This window comes from uncultured Methanobrevibacter sp. (assembly GCF_937898925.1).
Classification (GTDB): domain Archaea; phylum Methanobacteriota; class Methanobacteria; order Methanobacteriales; family Methanobacteriaceae; genus Methanobrevibacter.
In genome coordinates this window covers 1-20249 of record NZ_CALDKF010000008.1, presented here as the reverse complement: position 1 = coordinate 20249, position 20249 = coordinate 1, and the positions used below count along the sequence as shown (strand labels likewise).

General features: G+C 26.4%; 21 protein-coding genes. 13 read left to right on the top strand and 8 right to left on the bottom strand.

From position 1 onward, the window contains the following. The first annotated feature begins 42 nt into the window (after nt 1-42). The 5 genes from Q0409_RS00685 (at nt 43) to Q0409_RS00665 (ending at nt 4810) form a co-directional block, all read left to right on the top strand. A complete protein-coding gene (locus tag Q0409_RS00685; protein WP_298534002.1) occupies nt 43-693 on the top strand; it encodes a hypothetical protein in 651 nt (216 codons plus the stop codon). Next, entirely contained in the window at nt 683-2182 is a 1500-nt protein-coding gene (locus Q0409_RS00680; protein ID WP_298534000.1) for a hypothetical protein, read from the top strand. Before Q0409_RS00685 ends, Q0409_RS00680 begins: the two co-directional genes overlap by 11 nt. A gap of 279 nt (nt 2183-2461) precedes the next feature. Then, on the top strand, nt 2462-3556 hold the full coding sequence (locus Q0409_RS00675; protein ID WP_298533997.1) for a DNA adenine methylase: 1095 nt from the start codon (nt 2462-2464) through the stop codon (nt 3554-3556). Nucleotides 3557-3558: 2 nt separating this feature from the next. Next, entirely contained in the window at nt 3559-4344 is a 786-nt protein-coding gene (locus Q0409_RS00670; protein WP_298533994.1) for a type II restriction endonuclease, read from the top strand. A 265-nt stretch (nt 4345-4609) separates the two neighbouring features. Further along, nucleotides 4610-4810 carry a histone family protein gene (locus tag Q0409_RS00665; protein ID WP_298533991.1) on the top strand — a complete coding sequence of 67 codons (201 nt, stop codon included), beginning with the start codon at nt 4610-4612 and terminating at the stop codon, nt 4808-4810. Nucleotides 4811-5268: 458 nt separating this feature from the next. Here the strand turns inward: Q0409_RS00665 and Q0409_RS00660 are convergent, their stop codons facing one another. From Q0409_RS00660 to Q0409_RS00650, 3 genes are read right to left on the bottom strand one after another with little or no spacing between them, the layout of a single operon-like run. Continuing rightward, the gene (locus Q0409_RS00660) at nt 5269-5952 is read right to left on the bottom strand and encodes a hypothetical protein (RefSeq protein ID WP_298533989.1); all 684 of its coding nucleotides are present in this window, start codon (nt 5950-5952) and stop codon (nt 5269-5271) included. Beyond that, nucleotides 5945-6322, bottom strand: a complete 378-nt coding sequence (locus Q0409_RS00655) for a hypothetical protein (RefSeq protein ID WP_298533988.1) — start codon at nt 6320-6322, stop codon at nt 5945-5947. The genes Q0409_RS00660 and Q0409_RS00655 overlap by 8 nt, the downstream gene beginning before the upstream one ends. 1 nt (nt 6323) lies before the next feature. Further along, nucleotides 6324-6821 (bottom strand): hypothetical protein, encoded by a 498-nt coding sequence (locus Q0409_RS00650; protein WP_298533987.1) that lies wholly within the window; start codon nt 6819-6821, stop codon nt 6324-6326. Nucleotides 6822-7520: 699 nt separating this feature from the next. Here Q0409_RS00650 and Q0409_RS00645 point away from each other — a divergent pair. After that, nucleotides 7521-10742, top strand: coding sequence for a hypothetical protein (locus Q0409_RS00645; RefSeq protein ID WP_298533985.1), 3222 nt, complete (start codon nt 7521-7523; stop codon nt 10740-10742). A 36-nt stretch (nt 10743-10778) separates the two neighbouring features. After that, complete coding sequence (locus Q0409_RS00640) at nt 10779-10925, top strand: hypothetical protein (protein WP_298533983.1); 147 nt, start codon at nt 10779-10781, stop codon at nt 10923-10925. 11 nt (nt 10926-10936) lie between these two features. On the opposite strand, the gene Q0409_RS00635 is transcribed toward Q0409_RS00640, so the two are convergent. The 4 genes from Q0409_RS00635 to Q0409_RS00620 form a co-directional block, all read right to left on the bottom strand. Continuing rightward, complete coding sequence (locus Q0409_RS00635; RefSeq protein WP_298533981.1) at nt 10937-11419, bottom strand: hypothetical protein; 483 nt, start codon at nt 11417-11419, stop codon at nt 10937-10939. A 514-nt stretch (nt 11420-11933) separates the two neighbouring features. Next, entirely contained in the window at nt 11934-12812 is an 879-nt protein-coding gene (locus Q0409_RS00630) for a hypothetical protein (RefSeq protein ID WP_298533979.1), read from the bottom strand. A 92-nt stretch (nt 12813-12904) separates the two neighbouring features. Next, entirely contained in the window at nt 12905-13123 is a 219-nt protein-coding gene (locus tag Q0409_RS00625; RefSeq protein WP_298533977.1) for a hypothetical protein, read from the bottom strand. Between the two features lie 49 nt (nt 13124-13172). Beyond that, nucleotides 13173-13682, bottom strand: coding sequence for a hypothetical protein (locus tag Q0409_RS00620; RefSeq protein WP_298533975.1), 510 nt, complete (start codon nt 13680-13682; stop codon nt 13173-13175). A gap of 182 nt (nt 13683-13864) precedes the next feature. Between Q0409_RS00620 and Q0409_RS00615 the strand changes: the two genes are divergently transcribed. Together Q0409_RS00615 and Q0409_RS00610 are read left to right on the top strand one after the other, a co-directional pair. Beyond that, nucleotides 13865-14260, top strand: a complete 396-nt coding sequence (locus tag Q0409_RS00615) for a hypothetical protein (protein WP_298533972.1) — start codon at nt 13865-13867, stop codon at nt 14258-14260. Nucleotides 14261-14307: 47 nt separating this feature from the next. Then, a complete protein-coding gene (locus Q0409_RS00610; protein ID WP_298533969.1) occupies nt 14308-14682 on the top strand; it encodes a hypothetical protein in 375 nt (124 codons plus the stop codon). A gap of 382 nt (nt 14683-15064) precedes the next feature. Here the strand turns inward: Q0409_RS00610 and Q0409_RS00605 are convergent, their stop codons facing one another. After that, nucleotides 15065-15214 (bottom strand): ranasmurfin, encoded by a 150-nt coding sequence (locus tag Q0409_RS00605; RefSeq protein ID WP_298533967.1) that lies wholly within the window; start codon nt 15212-15214, stop codon nt 15065-15067. A 378-nt stretch (nt 15215-15592) separates the two neighbouring features. Between Q0409_RS00605 and Q0409_RS00600 the strand changes: the two genes are divergently transcribed. The 4 genes from Q0409_RS00600 to Q0409_RS00585 form a co-directional block, all read left to right on the top strand. Continuing rightward, complete coding sequence (locus Q0409_RS00600) at nt 15593-15817, top strand: hypothetical protein (RefSeq protein WP_298533965.1); 225 nt, start codon at nt 15593-15595, stop codon at nt 15815-15817. Beyond that, nucleotides 15814-16140: a hypothetical protein gene (locus tag Q0409_RS00595; protein ID WP_298533963.1), complete on the top strand. Its 327-nt coding sequence runs from the start codon at nt 15814-15816 to the stop codon at nt 16138-16140. The genes Q0409_RS00600 and Q0409_RS00595 overlap by 4 nt, the downstream gene beginning before the upstream one ends. Nucleotides 16141-16159: 19 nt before the next feature. Continuing rightward, nucleotides 16160-16588 carry a hypothetical protein gene (locus Q0409_RS00590; protein WP_298533961.1) on the top strand — a complete coding sequence of 143 codons (429 nt, stop codon included), beginning with the start codon at nt 16160-16162 and terminating at the stop codon, nt 16586-16588. A gap of 597 nt (nt 16589-17185) precedes the next feature. Continuing rightward, nucleotides 17186-20249, top strand: a 3064-nt coding sequence (locus Q0409_RS00585) for an Ig-like domain-containing protein (RefSeq protein ID WP_298533959.1), incomplete at its 3' end; no start/stop codon positions are given.

The window sequence follows — 20249 nt, the reverse complement described above, 5'->3', positions numbered from 1 at the left end:
ATAATAATATATTATTAATTCATTAATTTATAGGTAATTTTTATGAAGTTGTCATTAGAAATTTTAAGAGAAGAAGCAAAAGCTTTTTGTGAGAATGAAAGTTCAAAAACACACCCTAAATTATTAGGAGTTACAGATGGAAAAGCTGTTGGAACTTATGTAGAACATAAATTTCAAGAATATCTTTCTGAAAAATATGAATTTACAGTTGGTTCAAGTGCAATAGGGATTGATTTGCCAGATTCATTTATAAATACTGATATTAAAGTAACTTCAATTAAACAACCTCAAAGTTCATGTCCTTTTAAGAATACAAATCAAAAGGTTTTTGGTTTAGGTTATAATTTATTGGTTTTTGTTTATGAAAAAGAGGATATTGAAAATGAATGTTTTTTAAAATTTAAACATTGCACTTTTATAGAATCTTCAAAAACTGGGGATTATACTTTAACAAAAAGATTAAGAGAAATGGTTAAAGATGGGGCTATTAAAGAAGATATCTTGGGCTTTTTAGAAGATAAAAATGTTCCTGGTGATGAAATTATATTGAATCAAATTGCTGATGAAGTTTTATTAAATATGCCTGAACAAGGTTATTTAACTATTTCAAATGCTTTACAATGGAGATTACAATATAAAAGAGCCATAAACCTTAAGAATGAGGTTTCTGGAGTTTATAATTATGATTGGTAATGAGAAAAAAGAATTTGGAGATTATCAAACTCCTTTATATTTCACAGAAGAAATATGTAATTATTTAAAGAATAAGTTAAAATTATCTCCTAATAAAATTATAGAGCCTACATGTGGAGTAGGGAATTTCTTAAAAAGTTGTTCATCAATTTATAGTGAAAGCCAATTATTTGGTATAGAGATTAATAATGATTATTTAGAATTAATTGATAAGAATATCCTTAATTTAACATTGTATAATGAAGATATTTTTAACTTTGACTTCAGTAAGATAGGTTTAAATGATGAAGATTATTTTTTATTAATTGGTAATCCTCCATGGGTAACTAATTCTGAATTATCTAAATTCGATTCTGATAATTTACCAGAAAAAACCAATTTTAAAGGACATTCTGGCATAAATTCACTTATGGGAGATAGTAATTTTGATATTTCAGAATATATAATTTTACAGCTAGTTGATCAATTTAAAAATTTTAACTGTTCTTTAGTATTTTTATGTAAGAATATTGTAGCGAGAAATATTTTTAAAGAATTAGTTAGAACTCAAATATGTGTTGCTAATTTTAAAACTTTAAATATTGATGCAAACAAAGTTTTCAATGTTTCAACATCTGCATGCTTATTAATTATCCAATTTGATAAAAATAATAATAAAAATTTGATGTCTTGTGATGTTTTTGATTTCAAATCTCCTGCAAATCTTTTATATAAATTTGGATATAAAAACAATAAATTTTATTCAAATTTATCTAATTCTCATAAAATTGAAGGGAATTGTTCTTTTGAATGGAGGCAAGGAGTCAAACATGATTGTTCTAAAATTATGGAATTGACAAAAGAAAAAGATAATTATAAAAATAAAAATAAAGACATTTTTAGAATAGAAGATGATTTAGTATATTATTTATTAAAAAGCAGTGATTTAAAAATACCTATAATTAATGAAAGTAATAAGTATGTAATAATTACCCAAAAAAGAGTAAGGGAAGAAACTGATTATATTAAGGAATCTGCTCCAAAAACTTGGGAATATTTAGTTTCTAATGAAGAATTTTTCAATAAAAGAAAAAGTGTAATTTATAAAGGAGCTCCTAGATTTAGTATATTTGGTATTGGAGAATATTCTTTTTCAAAATATAAAGTAGCAGTATCTGGTTTCTATAAAAAACCATTATTTTCATTAGTGTATAATGAAAAACCTATAATGTTAGATGATACTTGTTATTTTTTATCGTTTGATACTTTTGAGGAAGCGTATATTACTATGTTAATTCTAAATACAGATTTAGTTCAAGATTTTCTTAAGGATATTGCTTTTTTAGATTCTAAGAGACCTTATACTAAAAAGATTCTTAAAAGAATTGATATTCAAAAATGTCTTAGCATTTTATCATTTGATGAGTTATTAGAAACAGAAGAATATCTTAATTTGCCTAATAATATTAATATTTCTGATTTTGAATATTATAAAGACAAATATAATTAATTTTCTAATTTTCCACTTGTTGGTTGATGAAGAAGACAAGAGATTTCATAAAATCAATTGTCTCATTTTAAAAAGTAAAAATAATTATCTTTCTTATTCTCATATTCTATTTTCCTTTCATGTTTCTATGAGATTGTCCTCGCGGAAATCGGTTCTGCAAGACCGGTTTCCAATTTGGCGGAAGAGAATAATCTCAACCCACTCTAATAAAATTTGCCCTATTAAAAAAATTAATATATTCTAAAAACAAATATATGTATAATTTACAAGGCGTTATTTATGAGCAAACAGACTAATTTATTTAATTTTAAAGAACCAATTATAAGCAATCCATTTGAGTCTTATGAATTTCCTTCAACCAGGTATCAGGGCAGTAAGCTAAAGCTTGTTGATTGGATACAAGCTGAAACCAAAGACTTAACTTTCGATACTGTTTTAGACGCTTTTGGAGGTACTGGCTCAGTTTCATATCTTTATAAAAAAATGGGCAAAGAAGTGACCTACAACGATTTATTGAAATTCAATTATCAGTTTGGAAAGGCACTTATAGAAAATAAGGAAGTTAAATTGACTGATGACGATATTCGATTTGTTCTGAATAAAAATGAAGGCATTGAATATAAGTCAATTATTGAAGATAACTTTGAAGACACTTATTTTACAAATGAGGAAAATAAATGGCTAGACATGGTTATTGCAAATATGAATGCTTTAGATGATAAATATAAGTTCGCAATAGCTTTCTTTGCTCTCTGCCAATCCTGCATTATTAAAAGACCATACAATCTGTTCCATAGAAAAAATCTGTATATGCGAACTTCAGAAGTGAAAAGGTCTTTTGGAAACAAGAAAACTTGGGACACTCCTTTTGAGGATTGGTTCCTAAAATTTGTCAAAGAAGCGAATGACAGCATTTTCGACAATGAAAGGAAGAACATATCATTGAACCTAGACGCAATGGAAATAAAGGACACTTCAAGATATGATTTGGTATATATTGACACTCCGTATATTTCCAGTAAAGGTGCTACCGTTGATTATCATGGCTTTTATCATTTCCTGGAAGGGCTACTAATGTATGACGACTGGGAAAATCACATTGACTACAATTCCAAACATCATAGGTTAAATCCTAAGAAAAACGTATGGAATGATAAGAAGGCAATCACTGGCGAATTTGAAAAGCTTATAAAAAAATATCAGGACAACATCCTTGTCATATCCTATCGTAATGATGGGATTCCTTCAATGGAGGAATTGACTGAAATCCTGCAACAGTATAAATCAAAGGTTTCTGTAAAGACTTATGGAAATTACAGATATGCCTTATCCAAAAATACAAAATCAGAAGAACTTCTATTTATAGGGGAATAAACATGTTTGAAAAAGAAGAATTTAGAGAGGAATTGCTTGGCTATTTTGATGAATTCAAGCGAGTTGTAACAACAGAGGATAATGAGTGGGTTGTAAAAGGTTTCATTGACGTTTACAAAAACATTTACACAATTTCAATAGATACAAAAGTCATTTCTAAAATCATTGAGCTGATGATTTTCCCTAGCATATTGCAATTCGCTTCGGAAAACAACTATAAGGTTTTGCCTGCGCAACATCAAAACCATTATCCTGACATAACTTTCATAACTGAAGACAATGAGAAGATAGCAGTTGATCTAAAAAGCACCTATTATAAAAACAGGACTTCTGTAAATGGGTTCACATTAGGTTCTTTCACAGGCTATTTCAGAAATAGATCCTCTACAAAAAATATTCTTTTCCCATATGAAGAGTATTCTGCACATTATGTTTTGGGTGTTGTCTATAGGAGAACCGAACAGGAAGTTGATGAATATAAGAAATATACTATTGATGACTTGAGAAGCATTTCTTCTGTTGCAAATGATTTCACTTTTCTATTGCAGGAAAAATGGAAATTGGCTACAGACAAGCCAGGCAGCGGAAATACTAAGAATATTGGGTCTGTTAAGAAAATCAATGAGTTAGTTAATGGTTTAGGTCCTTTTTCCACCAGAGGAGAAAAAGTATTCGATGATTATTGGATGAATTATCTTACAAACGATATGGCTAGAATGCTAGATTCCACTCCTCCTTATACAAATCTTAGAGAATATGATTTATGGGTTCAAAACCTTAAAGATTGATATTCACAAAAAGTTTTTATACTTTGAAACTAAATTATTTATTACAGGGCTAATCCTAATACTAAACCTTTACTCAATTACATATCACACCCTTTACATATGTTTTTTTAAATTTAGGATTAGTTCTTTTTATCATTACTTTTTTTACATTAATTTTCTAAAACTCATTTCCTTTCTAAATAGCTGATAATAACCTCTATTAGCAACAGTTTTATATATTGCCAATCGAAAATATTATATCAATAAGGAGTGTGGAGGTGAAAATGTGAGTGAAATACCAGTTGCACCAGTAGTGCGTATCTTAAAAGATGCAGGTGCTGAAAGAATCAGTGATGACGCTAAAAAAGCTTTTGCTGACGCAGTTGAAGCTTCCGCTGAAGAATTAGCTAAAAAAGTCATCAAGGCAGCAGCACACGCAGGCAGAAAAACCGTCACTGTAGATGACATCAAGTTCATCTGTGAATAAATCTTTTGCTAAAGGTTTAATCTAAAATTATTTTAAAATTTTTAATTTTTTTCTATTTTTTCTATTTTCTTGTTTTTTTATTTGTTTTGTTCTGTTTTTCTTTTTTTAACAATTTATCATAGTTTTATTAGTAGTGGCTATCTTGGATATGGTGCTTAATGAATAGTTTATTAAGGAATGATCATATTCCCTAATGCAACTATCAAGGTAATTGTTAATGTCCTTTTCGGAAATCAGGCTAGTTTTTCTCTTATTCCCTTTTCAAGTTTTCAAGATTATAAAGACTTTGAGGGGGTATTGTATGTAGGAAACTATTTATAGTGATAATTGTCATGTTGTTCTTGTTACTTGGGGGGAATAAGGATTAGGTGGATTATGATCCATTAGAGGTAGTTTAATTGTTTTTAATTAGAAAGAGTTTTAAGATAGTTTGGATAAGTTGATAACTTTAAATAAATTTAATTATAATCGTGAAAATATCCATTTTTAAAATCATCTAAGGTTATTATTTGGAAACTTTTTAATATTTTATTATATTCTTCTTTCTTTGTATTGTTACGTAATTTTTTTAAAGTATGATCTATTTCAACTTTATTTTCAAAAACAATTAAACAAGAAGTAATAGTTTTAAATTTTCTCATGCTTGCTAAATTATCAATATGTTTCCTTTCAATGAATTTTTTTGAAAATTTACATTCATATACATTAAGATTATTATTAAATCTTATTCCAACATCAAAGGTTAAATTACTTTCAAAGGAATCAGCTTTTACTTTAATTTCTTTGTATACTTTGTCATCAGGATATTTTTTACAATTAAATACATAAACTAATTGTTCTAAAAAACCCCCTCTGATGTTAGTATATGATAAATTTGAATTAACCAATGATTTAAAACAAGATGAAATCTTATTAAAGTTATGTAATTCATCACCTTCGTAGAATGTTTGGTGTAACTGTACAAAATCATTAAGTGATTCTTCATTTACAATATAAAATAGAGAGTTGATATCATCAATTAAATTAATACAGCTGGAATCATTTAAAAATATATTTATCAAATTTTCTATATCTTTATTTTTATGAATCTTTTCTCTATTTTTTAATTGTTTTTCGTCAACTTCAAAATAAATCTTACTCATATTTCTTCTCCTTAAATATATCTGAAAAGAGAGGCAATTTAGTACCAATTAATTCTTGAATTTTTAATGATTTTTCATCAATTTTATCCAATATTGGATTTTCTTTAAACACTTCTTCATAATTTATTTCATTTTCAGATTCAAAATATATTAATAAAACCCAATCAATTATTAAAGGAATATTTTCAGAGGAAATAGAATATTCTAATCTTATTTTATGTTTATTTTCTTTAATTTCAAAACCTTCACTACTTATTGATATTTTTAGTTTAATGTGTTTTTCTTTGTTTTCAGTATTTTTTTGAATTATCTCATAAAAATGTGAAATATTTAATTTTTCTGTAATTATTTGTATATTTTTTATGTTCATTTTACCATTCCATACTAAATGTATTTGGTTTAATTATTCTATATTCACTTTCACTTAAGTCTTCAACTAAATTATTCATAAACTTTTTTTTATTTATTTTAGACTCTAATTGAAAAATAGATTGAAATAAACAATCCATATTATTTTGTTCATCGCTTTCCTCTAAGAATATTTGGGATATTTTTAAGATTGTAGATAGATCTTCAATGTCCTTAATATTGTATATCACCAAATTTTCATTTAACTGATCAAAATACTCATCAATGTATTTTAAATAGAATTCAATATCATCATCTTCGTATTGAATTTCAAATGCAATTTTATTGAAATAATTTAAAAATTCAAAATAAAAATTTAATATGAGAGTTTTAGCTATATGCTCATAATATCTATGGCATAATTTAGGTATGATTTCATGGATTTCGGAATTATGTTTATATAAATAATTTAATTTAATATAATCTTCAAATAATTCAATTTCATATTTTTTATTAGACATTTAATTCCTCCATTGCATTTTTTATTTAATAATTATTCTTAATAATATATAAATATAGCTATTTTTAATTATTTTTTTTATTAAGTTATTATAATTTTTCAATTTGATTATAAAATTGATATTATATCGTAATTTTTAAAATGGTTAACTATTTATAAATATTTTTAGAATTCTCTATGTATCTTTATTGTAGAATTTATAAATTCTGCTGCTTGTTCCTATAATTTCTTTCTATTTATTTTTAATCCAGATAATTTAATCAAATAAAACTTTTAAAAAGATAAAATGTTAATTTTCTAAGGAATGGAATATATATAAAACTTTATAAATTTATAATTTTATAATATTATATATGAAATTAATGTTTTGCTTTGATTAATTAATTGCCCTATTCAGAGGTAATATTAATAAGTTTTGAGAACTCAAGAAATATTTATGAATTTATGCTAAATTGATATTTATTTAAACTTACCCTTGAAAAATATAGGAATGGTTAAATAGGATATATTTATATGATTTGTTTATTGTTAATCTGTTTGGATATATGACCAAAAACATCAGATTTCATATGGAAATAAATAGTTTTTTCTGAAAAAAGTTGTTTTGTTTTTATAGATATGATAAATTTATGATATGGATTAAATTAATATAAAAGAAACAATGAATAGAAGAAGTTAATAATATTGTATGGTGGATGTAATGGATAATGAGGAAAAATTATTAGATCAATTAAAAAGTTCTTATAGGAAATATAAAACTCATATATATTATGATAATTATAGTTCTATTCAACGATTGAATCTTTCTAGGTTTGAATTAAATAATTTTTATGATGAAGATGAAACTTTTGAAAATAAATTTGAGGAATTTTTTATAAATCTTAAAGATGAAATCTGCTCTGAAAATTTTGAAAATTATATTGATAATATGATACAAAATATGGAAGTTTTATCTTTTCCCAAATCCTTAAAAAATAATAATCAAGATTTCATTTCTAACTATAGAAAACCAAGCAGTAATATTTCAAAAATCCATTATTTTTTAGATTTGCCTGTTGAAGGTCATATTTTAGGAGTACTGTGGATTTTAAGGACTGGTTACTTAATTGATGAGGAATTAGATACTCATTGTTATGGTAACAGATTAAATGAAACTTTAATCAATCGTTTAAATGAAGAAAAATTTAAGGATTTTTCACCTTTCTTATTTAATCCATATTATAAAAATTATCAATCATGGAGAGATAATGGTTTAAATAGTGTTAATAAACTTTTAGACGAAAATCAAAATGTAATAATGTTATCATTAGATTTTAAAGATTATTACTATCGTTCATTAATTGACTTTAATGTCCTTTTTGATGATATTTCTCGGTTAAAAAAGAACTCTGGAAATGTTTTAAATGATTTTGATAAGGATATAGATAAAAAATTAAACATTTTTATTAAAAAAGTTTTTGAAGCTTTTTCTTCAAAGTTTAATCGTTTAATGTTGTCTGAAAAAAATAGTGGTAAATTTGAAATTACAGAAGAAATGTATAAAGAATTATTTATGATTCCATTAGGTTTTTTACCATCATTAATAATTGCAAATTGGAATTTAAATGGCTTTGATAAATCTATTTTACAAAAACTACATCCTTTTTATTATGGTAGATATGTTGACGATGTATTAATTGTGTTTGGTTTTCATGAAAATAGTCATGCGAACAGTAATTTAAATTTTGAAGAATTGGATTCTAAGGATTTTTTAAAAAAATATTTTACTCTTGATGAAGAAGATCCGTCTAATGCAATTTTAAAATGTTTTGATGAAGAAAAAGAAAATGATTGTAAAAATGAAGAGAATCACATTTTCAAAGTTTGTGAAACATATGTTTCAAATAATATAAACTTAAAACATGATTATAGAAATTTGGAAATACAAAAAAATAAAATAAAAATTTATAAATTTTATAGCAATTGCCCAGATTCAATTATAAAGAATTTCAGAAAAGAAATTTTTAAAAATTCAAGTGAATTTAGAATGATGCATGATTCAGAGTCTATCTTAGATGATCTTGAAAAGAATATTTATAAAATTGATTATGAAGACTCTATAAACAAACTTAATGATATTAAAGAAGTAAGAATAAGTAAATATGAAATTTCAAAAATATTATCAAGATTAAATTTATCATCTAAAAATATTACTGATAATTTAGATGAAAAAATAATTAATAATGTTATTAATGCATTTAATGGCCATATTCTAGATTATATGATTCTATGGGAAAAAATTTTTAATTTATTATTAATTAATAATAAATTTGATGAACTATATATTTTAATTCAGAATATTTATAATTTAATAAATGAAATTACTTTATCAGATGAAAATTTAAATTTTTTTATTAAAGGTAATTCTGTTGAAAAAATTGATAATAGTATAGAGATTTTAAGTCTAAAAAAATCTTTAATCAAATTTTTGTATTCTTCTGTAATTAGATCTTTATCATTAAAATCAGTAAAATTTAAGGATTTTAAAGCGCTTTTTGATTTTTTAAATGAAGAATTTGAAGAACTTTCTAATGAAAAGCTATTTGAAACATTTTTACAAGATATTTCTTGCTATATATTTTCATTAATGTATAATAACAGTTTAATGAAATATCCATTAAATGATAATATTGAAATTTCTTCTAAACTTATTCATCAAGGATTTGATTTATCTTATGATTTAATCCATACTAATAATCAAGGTTCTGAATATTTTAAAGGTGTTTATCCAAGATTTATTAAATTAAATGAATTTATTTTTCATGAGATCAATAATGAGTTATTTAGAAAAGACTCTCAAAAAACAAATGATGAAGAAGAAGATGTTATTGGGGAAAAATACATCTGCAAATCCCTAAAAAGATATAAAGAAAAAAATTTTGGAGAAGAAGAGATTACTAAAGAGTATTTTTTAGATATTTCAAATCTTCAATGTAATTGCGGATATGAGAAAGAGGATTGCCCAATTAAAAATGGAAAATATGAATTTGATATTGTAAAAATAGGAAAAAAATTAAACAATATTAAAGTGGGTATCTTGAATACAGAATTAAATGAAAATTTTCTTTATAAGCGTTTAAAAAATGAACCTTGTCTGAATCAAGAAAGATTAGATAATATTAAAAATTTGATTAATGAAGCTATAAATAAAAATGTTCAATTATTGGTTATGCCAGAAATGTATATTCCATTTGAGTGGGTTGAAGATATTGTGAAAGTTTCTAAAGATCATCAAATTGCTATGATTTTTGGTGTTGAACCAATAATTAATGATAATCATGTTGGAAATTATATTATGGCTTCTTTACCATTTTTGATAAATGATAAATATCAGGAGTCTTTGCTTGTTTATAGGTTAAAAAATCACTATTCTCCTTATGAATTAAAAATTTATAAAGAAAATGATAAAATACCTATTGATAATGAATCTAATGGTGAAAAAAAATTAAAATATCACTTATTTATTTGGAATGATATTTATATAGTCCCATATTATTGTTTTGAAATTGCAAATATTAATGATAGGGGTATTTTTAAAAGCTGTTGCGATATCATAACTGTTTCAGAATTTAATAAGGACACTAGATATTTTAATAATATTGCTGAATCTCTCTCAAGAGATTTATTCTGTTATTGTATTAAATCAAATACTTCACAATTTGGAGGATCAGTTATTTTACAACCATCTCCTTCGGAAACTAAATATTTAATCAATTTAAAAGGTGGAGATGATGACTATATAGTAACTTGTGATTTAGATATTAAAAAATTAAGAGAAGATGCTATAAAAAATGATGAATATACAGATAAGACTTATTTCAAACCAAAACCTCCAGGATTTAATAGAGATATAGTTAGAAAAAGAATAGGTATTGATAAGTGATTATGGAGATGTGTATTTTATGATAAAGAAAAGTTATTGCCCATATTGCATGATTTAACTATTGGAGAGTTAAAAGAATTTGATGGTTACATTTCTATGATTAGAGTGTTATCAACTAAAAAATATACTCTTGAAGAAATTGTTCAAGAGATTATTGATCGTATAAATGATGAAAATCCATGAAAAAATAGAAATTAAACATTTTTACCTATTTCATTTTTTAATTTATCATATATCTCTTTTAATATATTTAATAATTCCATATATTCTTCATTATCTTTAAATGGAATACCATGTATCTCAAAATATTCTGCATCAAAATGTTGATTGGAGTAATTTAGAAATTTGTCTATTAATAATTGTATTTCTTTAGGATAATATTTGAAATCTGGCGAATTTTTTTTATCAAAAATAAAATTTATGATATCTGTAATTAAATTTTCTATTTCTTCTAGATATTCAGAATAAATTTTTTTATCAGGTATAAAAATATATTCTGAATCAAGGATCACATTGTAATTATTTAATACATTGTATAATGTTAAAATAGCTTTTTGTTTTTTCTCAAAAAGTGATATTTTTGTTGAATTTTCTTCATTAGCTCTAATTTGTTTGTTGATTTGTTCGTCATTTTTATTAATTTGATATATTGGAATAAAGATTGCAAGAATCGCCAAGATCAATGAAAATATATTTTCATTAATTTTATTAAAAATCATTAGAATTATTAATAGTATTAATATGCTAATTACAATTAAACAAAATGATTTAAAACTAATAGAATTCATATTGATGTTTATATTTTATAAATTATTTAAACTTTAATTAATAGAATTTTTATTTTCGATCTATTTTTGTATTTTTTTTTTAAGGATGATAATATATATTTTAAAAAATTATTTTTAATTTTTATTTTTTAATCATCATTGCCATACACTTTATTTACTTCATTAAGAAATTCTTCATATTTATTCTCAGGTATTTCATTTTTAATATCTAAAACTTGTTTAGAAATTAAATCATAATATTCTGAATGATTTAATATTTTTAGCAAAATTCTATTTAAAAAAGTTCTGTAAGCATAAGTTAAATAGATTAATTTTTCATTATCTGGTTCAGATATTTCATTGCCATGTGCTGGAAAATTTCTATATTTCCTAGCTTCATTTTCTACTTCCCCAAAATTAATTTCTATTCCTCTAAGAATAAATCTACCCTTTTTCTTCCAGACAAATTGTGTGAATTTTCTATTTTTCCATATATTTCAGGATAATCTTTGAATTTTTCTTTAATTTCATTTAATATATTTCCCATTATAGAGTTAAATTTTCTTTTATTGATTATTTTTCCTTTACTAGGAGATCGTGCTGATTTAAACCAAATTTCAGTTAATTTGTCTAATGAAGATCCAATAATAATTATCTCACTTTCAACAGGGAGTGACATTGAATTTATCAATAATTGAATTATATGGGATAAATCAAGATTATTTTTTAAAAAACACTTTATTAATTTATTTAAGTTATTTTCAATTTCGTAGTTTCGAGGATAATCAAGAGGTATTGCATTCAAATCCATTCTTCTACAAAGATTTCTTAGATTAGTTAAATCTGAGATATTTGGCCTAATAGATTTCTCTTCTATTATATTCCACTCTTCATCATATGCTGTTTCTCCAATCTTAATAAGATTTCTTCCGAAAATAAATGATAGTATCTTTCTAATTTTTTCTCGTGTTTCTTCATCGGGTAATTTTTCTGTATCAAAATATTCAATTCCAATATTTGCGGACCATTTGGGATTAAATATTTTTGGAACTTCTTGTATAATAAATTTATATTCATCAACTTCTATAAATAAAGCATTTCTAATGGTAGTTTCTATTTCATTTTCAGTATTGGATATATTTGCACAAAGAGGTATATTTCTCCGTTTAGAAAATTCTTTTTTTGATGAAAATGTTGTAGTTTTCCTATATATGAATGAATTTTTTGTAAAGTTTAAATACCATTCTTTTAAACATTTTATTTCTTTATTTTGATGTTTATTAATATTCTGTATTTCACTCACATCTATAATTATTTCATAGGTATCATTTGAAAATGAATATTTTTCTATAAAACAATTTTTTAAATAATGTTCATTGTAAGAATTTTCTATTTTTATGTCAAAAGTTGTTTAACTTCTCTTATACAGGTGATATCTTCTAAATCGGAGTCTCCAATAATTTTTATTTTTATGTTATAATTATTTTGTCGTTTAATCTGAATGTTTTTAGCATGTTTTAATTTTAATTCACTAATAAACTTATTAAAATTATTTAAAGGAATATTTTTCTCATCTTTCAAATATTCCCACTCTAATTTTGAAGAATATTCCATTCTTTCACCTTATTTATATTAAAAATATTCTTTAGAAAATAATTAATTGTTACCATCCTTCATCTTCTGGAGAAACACCACAAGCATGTTCATTAATAATGCGTGCAACTGCTCTACTATAATGAATGTATTCACTTTGGAATAGATTGATCCTGTTAAACCAGATAGTGATAGGCTGATTCTTCAATAAAATTATCCTCAAAGAATTTTGCCCTTCATGTGTCTTAACATAAAATGCTTGGACAATATTATCCCAAGGAATACGTAAGTCAGACTCATCCTTACAAGCTTGAAAAATAACAACACCCTTTTCAGCAATACGGAAATGAGTGTTTAAAACAAGATGCTCATAAGACTGATTAACACCACTTGTAACTGCCAAACCCATAAGTCCAAATGCCCCTGTAGCAAAACCTCTAGCCCAAGGACTGGCAGACTCTATAGTTAACTCCAAACCAGGCAATGTAACTTGACATGCAACCCAATCGTAAGGATTATGCCTTTCCAATAATTTCTGCTCATAATCTAAATCTTCATCAGGCGGACCAAATAAACCCATAAATATCAACCTCCTTTTTACAAAAATTATATAATTTAAGATTTATAAATTATAAGTTAAATAATTTTTTCATTTTCTTAATAATTGTCAAGTGATATAATGATCCAAACAAAAGTTTTATAGTATAATTAACAAATAAATAACTGAAAAAATATTTATTTACTAAATGGGGGAATCAGATAATGGGACTTTTGGATCCAAGTGTAAATCTTGAAAAGGAACAAAAGATGTTAAATAAGCACAGTCCTTATGAGTGGGTTAAAGCTTGGTTTAAATACACTTATGATAAAGACTTCTACTGGAGGACTTTTTTCCGCATAGCCGAAAAGGGAATAGTATTTTATCAGGCAACGGATAGTGGTGCTGATTTAAGGATTCCCTGGAGCGACATAACCAGTGTTGGTTGGAATGATGTTTATGTATATCAGCTTCGTATTCCTGGTCTAATCATAGATCTTTCCGATGGCACTGAAATCCTTGTCCGTTTGGATAATGGTTGGACAGGTAGGCATGATACTATTCATTGGTTAAGAGGTATCACTCGTATTATTGAGTCTAATATGAGTAATGTTGATTAAATATTTATAGGAGATTATTATGGGACTTTTTGATCCAAGTGTAAATTTTGAAAAGGAACAGAAAATGCTGGAAAAAAAATAATCCTTATAATGGTTTATTTTGTTCAGTAAAATTCTCTTTTTCAAATATTCTAATTAAAAGGACTGTTTTTCGCATAGCAGAAAAAGGAGTAGTCATTGCTCAAGGTAATGATGATGATACTGATATGCGAATACCCTGGAATGAGATTGAAAATTGTGGATGGCATGATGAAGCTGTCCTTTATCCTATAGAATCTCCTTGTCTAAATAGTAATCTTTTGAATGGTGGAACAATTACTGTTCATATTGATATCGGATTCACATCAAGAGGTAAATTGATTCATTTGCTTAGGGGTATTGCTCGTATTGTTGAGTCTAATAGGAGTGAAGTGGAAAGTTGATGATTGAATATCATGAAACAATTTTATTAATAGTCTAAAAAAGATTTTTTTAAGGTTTCAATTTATTTTATTAATTAAATATCAAATGAAATAAATTAGAAGAATATTTATAAATTCTAAATAATTAAAATTATTAATTAAAATCAGCATTAAGAATACTTATAAATTAATACTATAGATTAGCATTGTAAAACTGCAATTTAAGGAGTTATAATTTTGGAGTATAATTTTTTTGCTTTAAAACTTTTTTTTAAAATTTTAATATGGTTCAAAACTTTCTAAATTATTCAAATCATTTAATTAACTTTTATAATTATTTTCTTCTAAAACTCTTTTTTGGTATTTCCATAATTTCTAAAGAGTTTAGAAGATCAATTTTTTTTTAAATTTTCTTTACTACATTCATATATTCCTCTTCACAATTAGGGCATTTAATCCCTGAATCGCTGTCTTCATATGTATTAGAGTACAAGATTGCAGTTTCTTCATAATCGCAATTTTTGCATCTTATTAAGAATTCTGATTCTTTCATATATTTTCACCTCCATATTTTTATATTTTAATAAACAAAAGTTATTAAAATTTATATTATTATTTTAGCTTAATTGATATATATAATTAACTATTTTTATAAAAAAAACATATATATGTTATATAAAATATTTTTAAAAGTTATTAGTGATTTAAATTAGTTATTAGTTGTTTTAAATGATTATTCTTTTTCAAATTTAATTATTAAAATCAATTTTTGTAAGAAAAAGTACTATGTAAAACTATTTTTCTATTCTTTTAATCTTTTTAGTATCATTTTTCTTAATTTAATCATATGGTATCGAAAGATTTGTTTGAGATTTTTTGTAGTAATCGCAACATTAAGAATAGTACAATTAAATCTTATAGGTCTGCTATTTTGAAATATGAGTCCTTTCATAGGATGGCCATGAAAGATTTGATTGATGAGGCAATAATGGATGAAGAAAGCAATATTCCACTCAAGAATAGGCTTATCAAGAGGAGACTGATGGATTTTAGGGCGTATCTTTTAGATTCAGGATTGTCTATAAATCGGTTAGAACTTACTTTTCCAGAATCAAGACATTTTATAGGCATTTTGAAATGGGGTTGCCTTATTTGAATGATATGAAACTTGATGAGGGCTATTTAAGTTCCTATCATGATCTGCCCACCAGAAAGGACATTATGGATGCATGTTCCATTTCCAGCCTTTCCTTTAAGGCTGTTGTTCTTTTCATGTCAAGCAGTGGATGTGCTAAGGCTGAAACGCTCTCTTTATCTGTAAGCGATTTCGTCAGGGCAACTGTTGATTATCATAGTGGTGGTTCTATAGATGATATTTTAGAGGAATTGTCTATTAGAAAGGATGTTGTAGCTGGTTTTTATCTTAAACGTGTTAAAACTGGCAAGTTTTATTATACTTTTCTGTTCTCCAGAGGCTAGTTTTTATATAGTAAATTATTTGCGTTCTAGGAAAGGATTGTCTTTTGATGACAAACTTTTTGATTTTAGTGATGATACATTGATTTATAATTTTCAAAAGGTCAATGACAGATTGGGTATGGGATTTGTAGGAAATTATAGGTTCTTCCGATCCCATAGCTTGAGGAAGTTTCATGCAAGCAACATTGGGCTTAGTGTTGATTATGTTGATGCATTGCAAGGAAGAGCTAAGACCAAGGTTCATGAGGCATATATCAAGACAAATCCGAAGAAATTAAAGGAGATTTATATGTGGGCAATGCACAATGTCATGATATTTGATGACTGGATTGAAGAATATGAGAATAAGACTACAAAGTCAAATGGTGAGGGTGCTTGTGTAATTGAAAAACAGGAAATCAACATAGTGATAAATTTTACTTTGGATGGAAAAGACTTTAGGATTTAAGTGGAATCTTTTTTATGGTGTGATGGTTTTTACAGTTCTTTATGAAAGAACTGGAAACTTGTTTTATACTATTGAAATTTTTTTGCAAATGATATGTTTTTAAAATGATCTTTTTGTGGGCATGATGAAATTTATAGGAATAGATGTTTTCAATTCCTTAGAATTGATGTCTCTCTAAACTTAATGAAACTCATTTGAATATAGTTTTAGCAACGAAAAATGAAATAAATTGCTCTTTTGACTAAATAGACGATTTTTTTTATTAAATTTTCATCCACTAAACTTAATTTAGTAATGTTTATATACATTATTGTATAATATATAGTAATGTAAAATTAATTTTTAATTTAATCAATTTGGATTGATAAATTTTTATAAGTTTATCAAGAGTATATGAATAAATATTATTGAAAATTGATTTTAGATAAAATTTTAATAAGTTTTTATTAGGAAAACATGAAAATTTATTATATTTTTCCAGTTCTTTCATAAAGAACTGTAAATTTTTTCATGTTTTATTGTAAGAATTTATTAAAAACTGTATTTGCTCTTTTCATATGATAAAAGGGTTAATATGTAATTAAAGAAGGTGATTTATTGAAAATAAAATATATTGCTATATGCTTAGTTCTTCTATGCTGTATCATAGGAACTGCAAGTGCAGCAGAAGACATCTCAACAGATGTTGTAAGTGATTCAGTTGATGATGTTGCTGTAGATGCAGTCCAAGAGGAAATAGATGATTCCAGTACAGTAGATGAAACTGGACTGACTGTTTCTGATGATACAACTATAGAAGAAATTAATGAGGATATAAAGACAGATGAAATAAGTGAGGGGTCTGCAGATGTGGATTCTGAACCGACTAGAACAAATGATGTTAATGCGGCGGATTGGATTACTCTACAAAGTTATAGCCAGACTCCTGGTACAGATTATACAATACATTTGACTCATTATATAACTGTTCCTTCAAAAGATGATATTGTATTTGCCAATAGTGCTACAATAATCGGAACACCTAATAATTACATTACTGGAGGAACTTCTAGTAAAATTATATTCCAAAGTACTGGTAGTTTAGAAATTAGTTTTATTAATGTAACTTTTAAGAATATGGATGCTAGTGTTCTCATTAAATTAGCTACTACTGGCACTAACAGTTTCATCAATTGTAGTTTTGACAATATTCATACATATGCTTATAAATCTTCAGTCATTTGGAATGATAAGGGATTCATGAACATAAGCGGATGTAACTTTACTAACTGTAATGATGGATTTGGTGCCATAACTAATTATGCAAGTATTAGTACAGATTCTGTCTTGATGAATGTTGAAAACTGTAGATTTGAAAATAATACTGGTAGAAACGAACCTGGAGCTATTAACAATTGTGGTGAATTAAATGTAACTAACTGCACATTTATTCACAATGTCGCTAATTGGTGGGCAGGAGCGATTCATACTCATACATTTTCTCACTCAAGAATTGTAGATTCTAATTTTACTAGAAATGTTGCTGGATGGAATGGTGGAGCGTTATTCTCATACGGCACACTTGAAGTAATTAATTGTAATTTCGATGATAACAATTGTAGTACCAACACAGGTGGAGGTGCTATATGCGGATACAGTTACCAAGGTTCTATTTATAACATTACTGTAGATTCATGTAATTTCACACACAATCTAAATAAAAATTCAAATGGTCGCGGTGGAGCAATTGGAGTCCAAAATATAGGATATTTAACAGTATTTAATTGTATATTTAAGAATAACAATAATGCTACAAATGGTACTGCTATTTCAGCAATTTGTGAAAATATTACATACTGCATTAACTGTACAAATTGTAATTGCACTAACTGTCCAAACTGTACAAATTGTACTCACAACGTTTCAACAGGAGATCCAGATTGTGTTATTTATAACAATACTTATCTAAATCATGGCGGACCAGGTGATACTGTAGTTATTTCAGGTAACGATTACGTATTTTATGACAACATTTTCAGAAATTCAGTACAAACTAAAAAATATAATGAATCTGGAAATCAATACGGTCTCCCAGTTGCCGTTTTAAGTTTAACTCAACCTGTCTTAGGCGCTAGTTTAGAAAGTCCTATTCTATCTTTAGGACCAAGTGATGAAATTTATGTTAATGCAAGTTCTTCAAACGATTGGTCATCAGTTGATGGTCAAAGTTGGGAAAATGCAGTGGGAGGTACTATTGGGCTTAGTTTTGCCTTTGGTTATATAAATGAAAATGGCATAATCCATCTTGCAGATACAAGATTCCCTTCTTTAACTAATGCTTGGTGTAAGAATTTCACTGTAATTGGATTGAGTAGAGAAAATACCATTATTGAACTTTGGAAAGTAGGTAATGAAGAGGATCCTGACCATTATTTGACTACTTTTATTAATATGACTTTCTTAAATGTTGGAGAAATATTGGGTAATGATGTAACATTTATTAATTGTACATTTATTAATTTCAAAACTAAGGCTCCTATCAATGATGGTATTGATGAAAATGTAGAATATGGTGTTGAACCTCCTGAAGAATCATTTGTTACTAATTTCATAAATTGTGATTTCATAAATTCCACTATTACTGGTGACAATTTAATTGATATAGACAAATATACTCAAATTAACTTCAACAATTGTAATTTTGAGAATATTGCTGCAGATTCTATTGTAAGTAGCACTAAAGGTAAATTCCACACTCAAGACAGCATCAATTTCAATGATTGTAAATTTACAAATGTAACCACTAAAGGTATTGTCAGCATCCCTTCAGGCCATGACATTATGGAATTGGTTCATATTGAAGGTTGCACATACGATGTACCTGTAACTAATGATATTATGAATGATGGAGGTCGCGATTACATCAACACCACTCAATCTAGAGCAGACTCTAATTTAACTATGGACATTGACGGAGAAAACCTTGTTATCACTTTAACAGATATGGAAGGTAACCCTATTGCTGATGTTGATGAGATTAATGTTCTTGTAAATGAAGAAAGCATCCCTTGCCAAATGGAAAATGGTGTAGCTACTTTAAACATCAGTGATTTATCAGGTAAAGTTACTTTCAGTGCTACTTTTGAGGGTAACTCTAACTTTAAAGAGTCTTCTGCTTCTTTAAGCGCTGTACTTGTAGTCAACAATGTGACTGTGGAAGTCCCTGTTGAAGTTCCAGTCTATGTTCCTGTAAACCAGACTGCAACTAGCATTACTGCAAGTGATTTGACCGCTACCGCTAAGGTCGCTAAAACATTATCAGTAACCTTGAAGGATGCAAACGGCAAGGTCCTTGCCAATAAGGCTGTCAAAGTTACTGTTAACGGAAAGACCTCAACTGTAACTACTGACAAGAATGGTGTTGCCAAAGTGACTGTAAACTATGCTAAGGCAGGAACCTACTACTACACATTCACTTACCTTGGAGACAACGACTACAAGGCTTCACTCAAACCTGTGAAAGTGACTGTGAACAAGCAGGCAACCAAAGCCACCTTTGCCAAAAAGACTTTCAAGGTAAAAGCTACCAAGAAGATAAGCTTCACCCTTAAGGATTCCAAAGGAAAAGCAATTGCCAAGAAGAAAATAACCTTCAAGGTAAACGGCAAGACCTACACTGCAA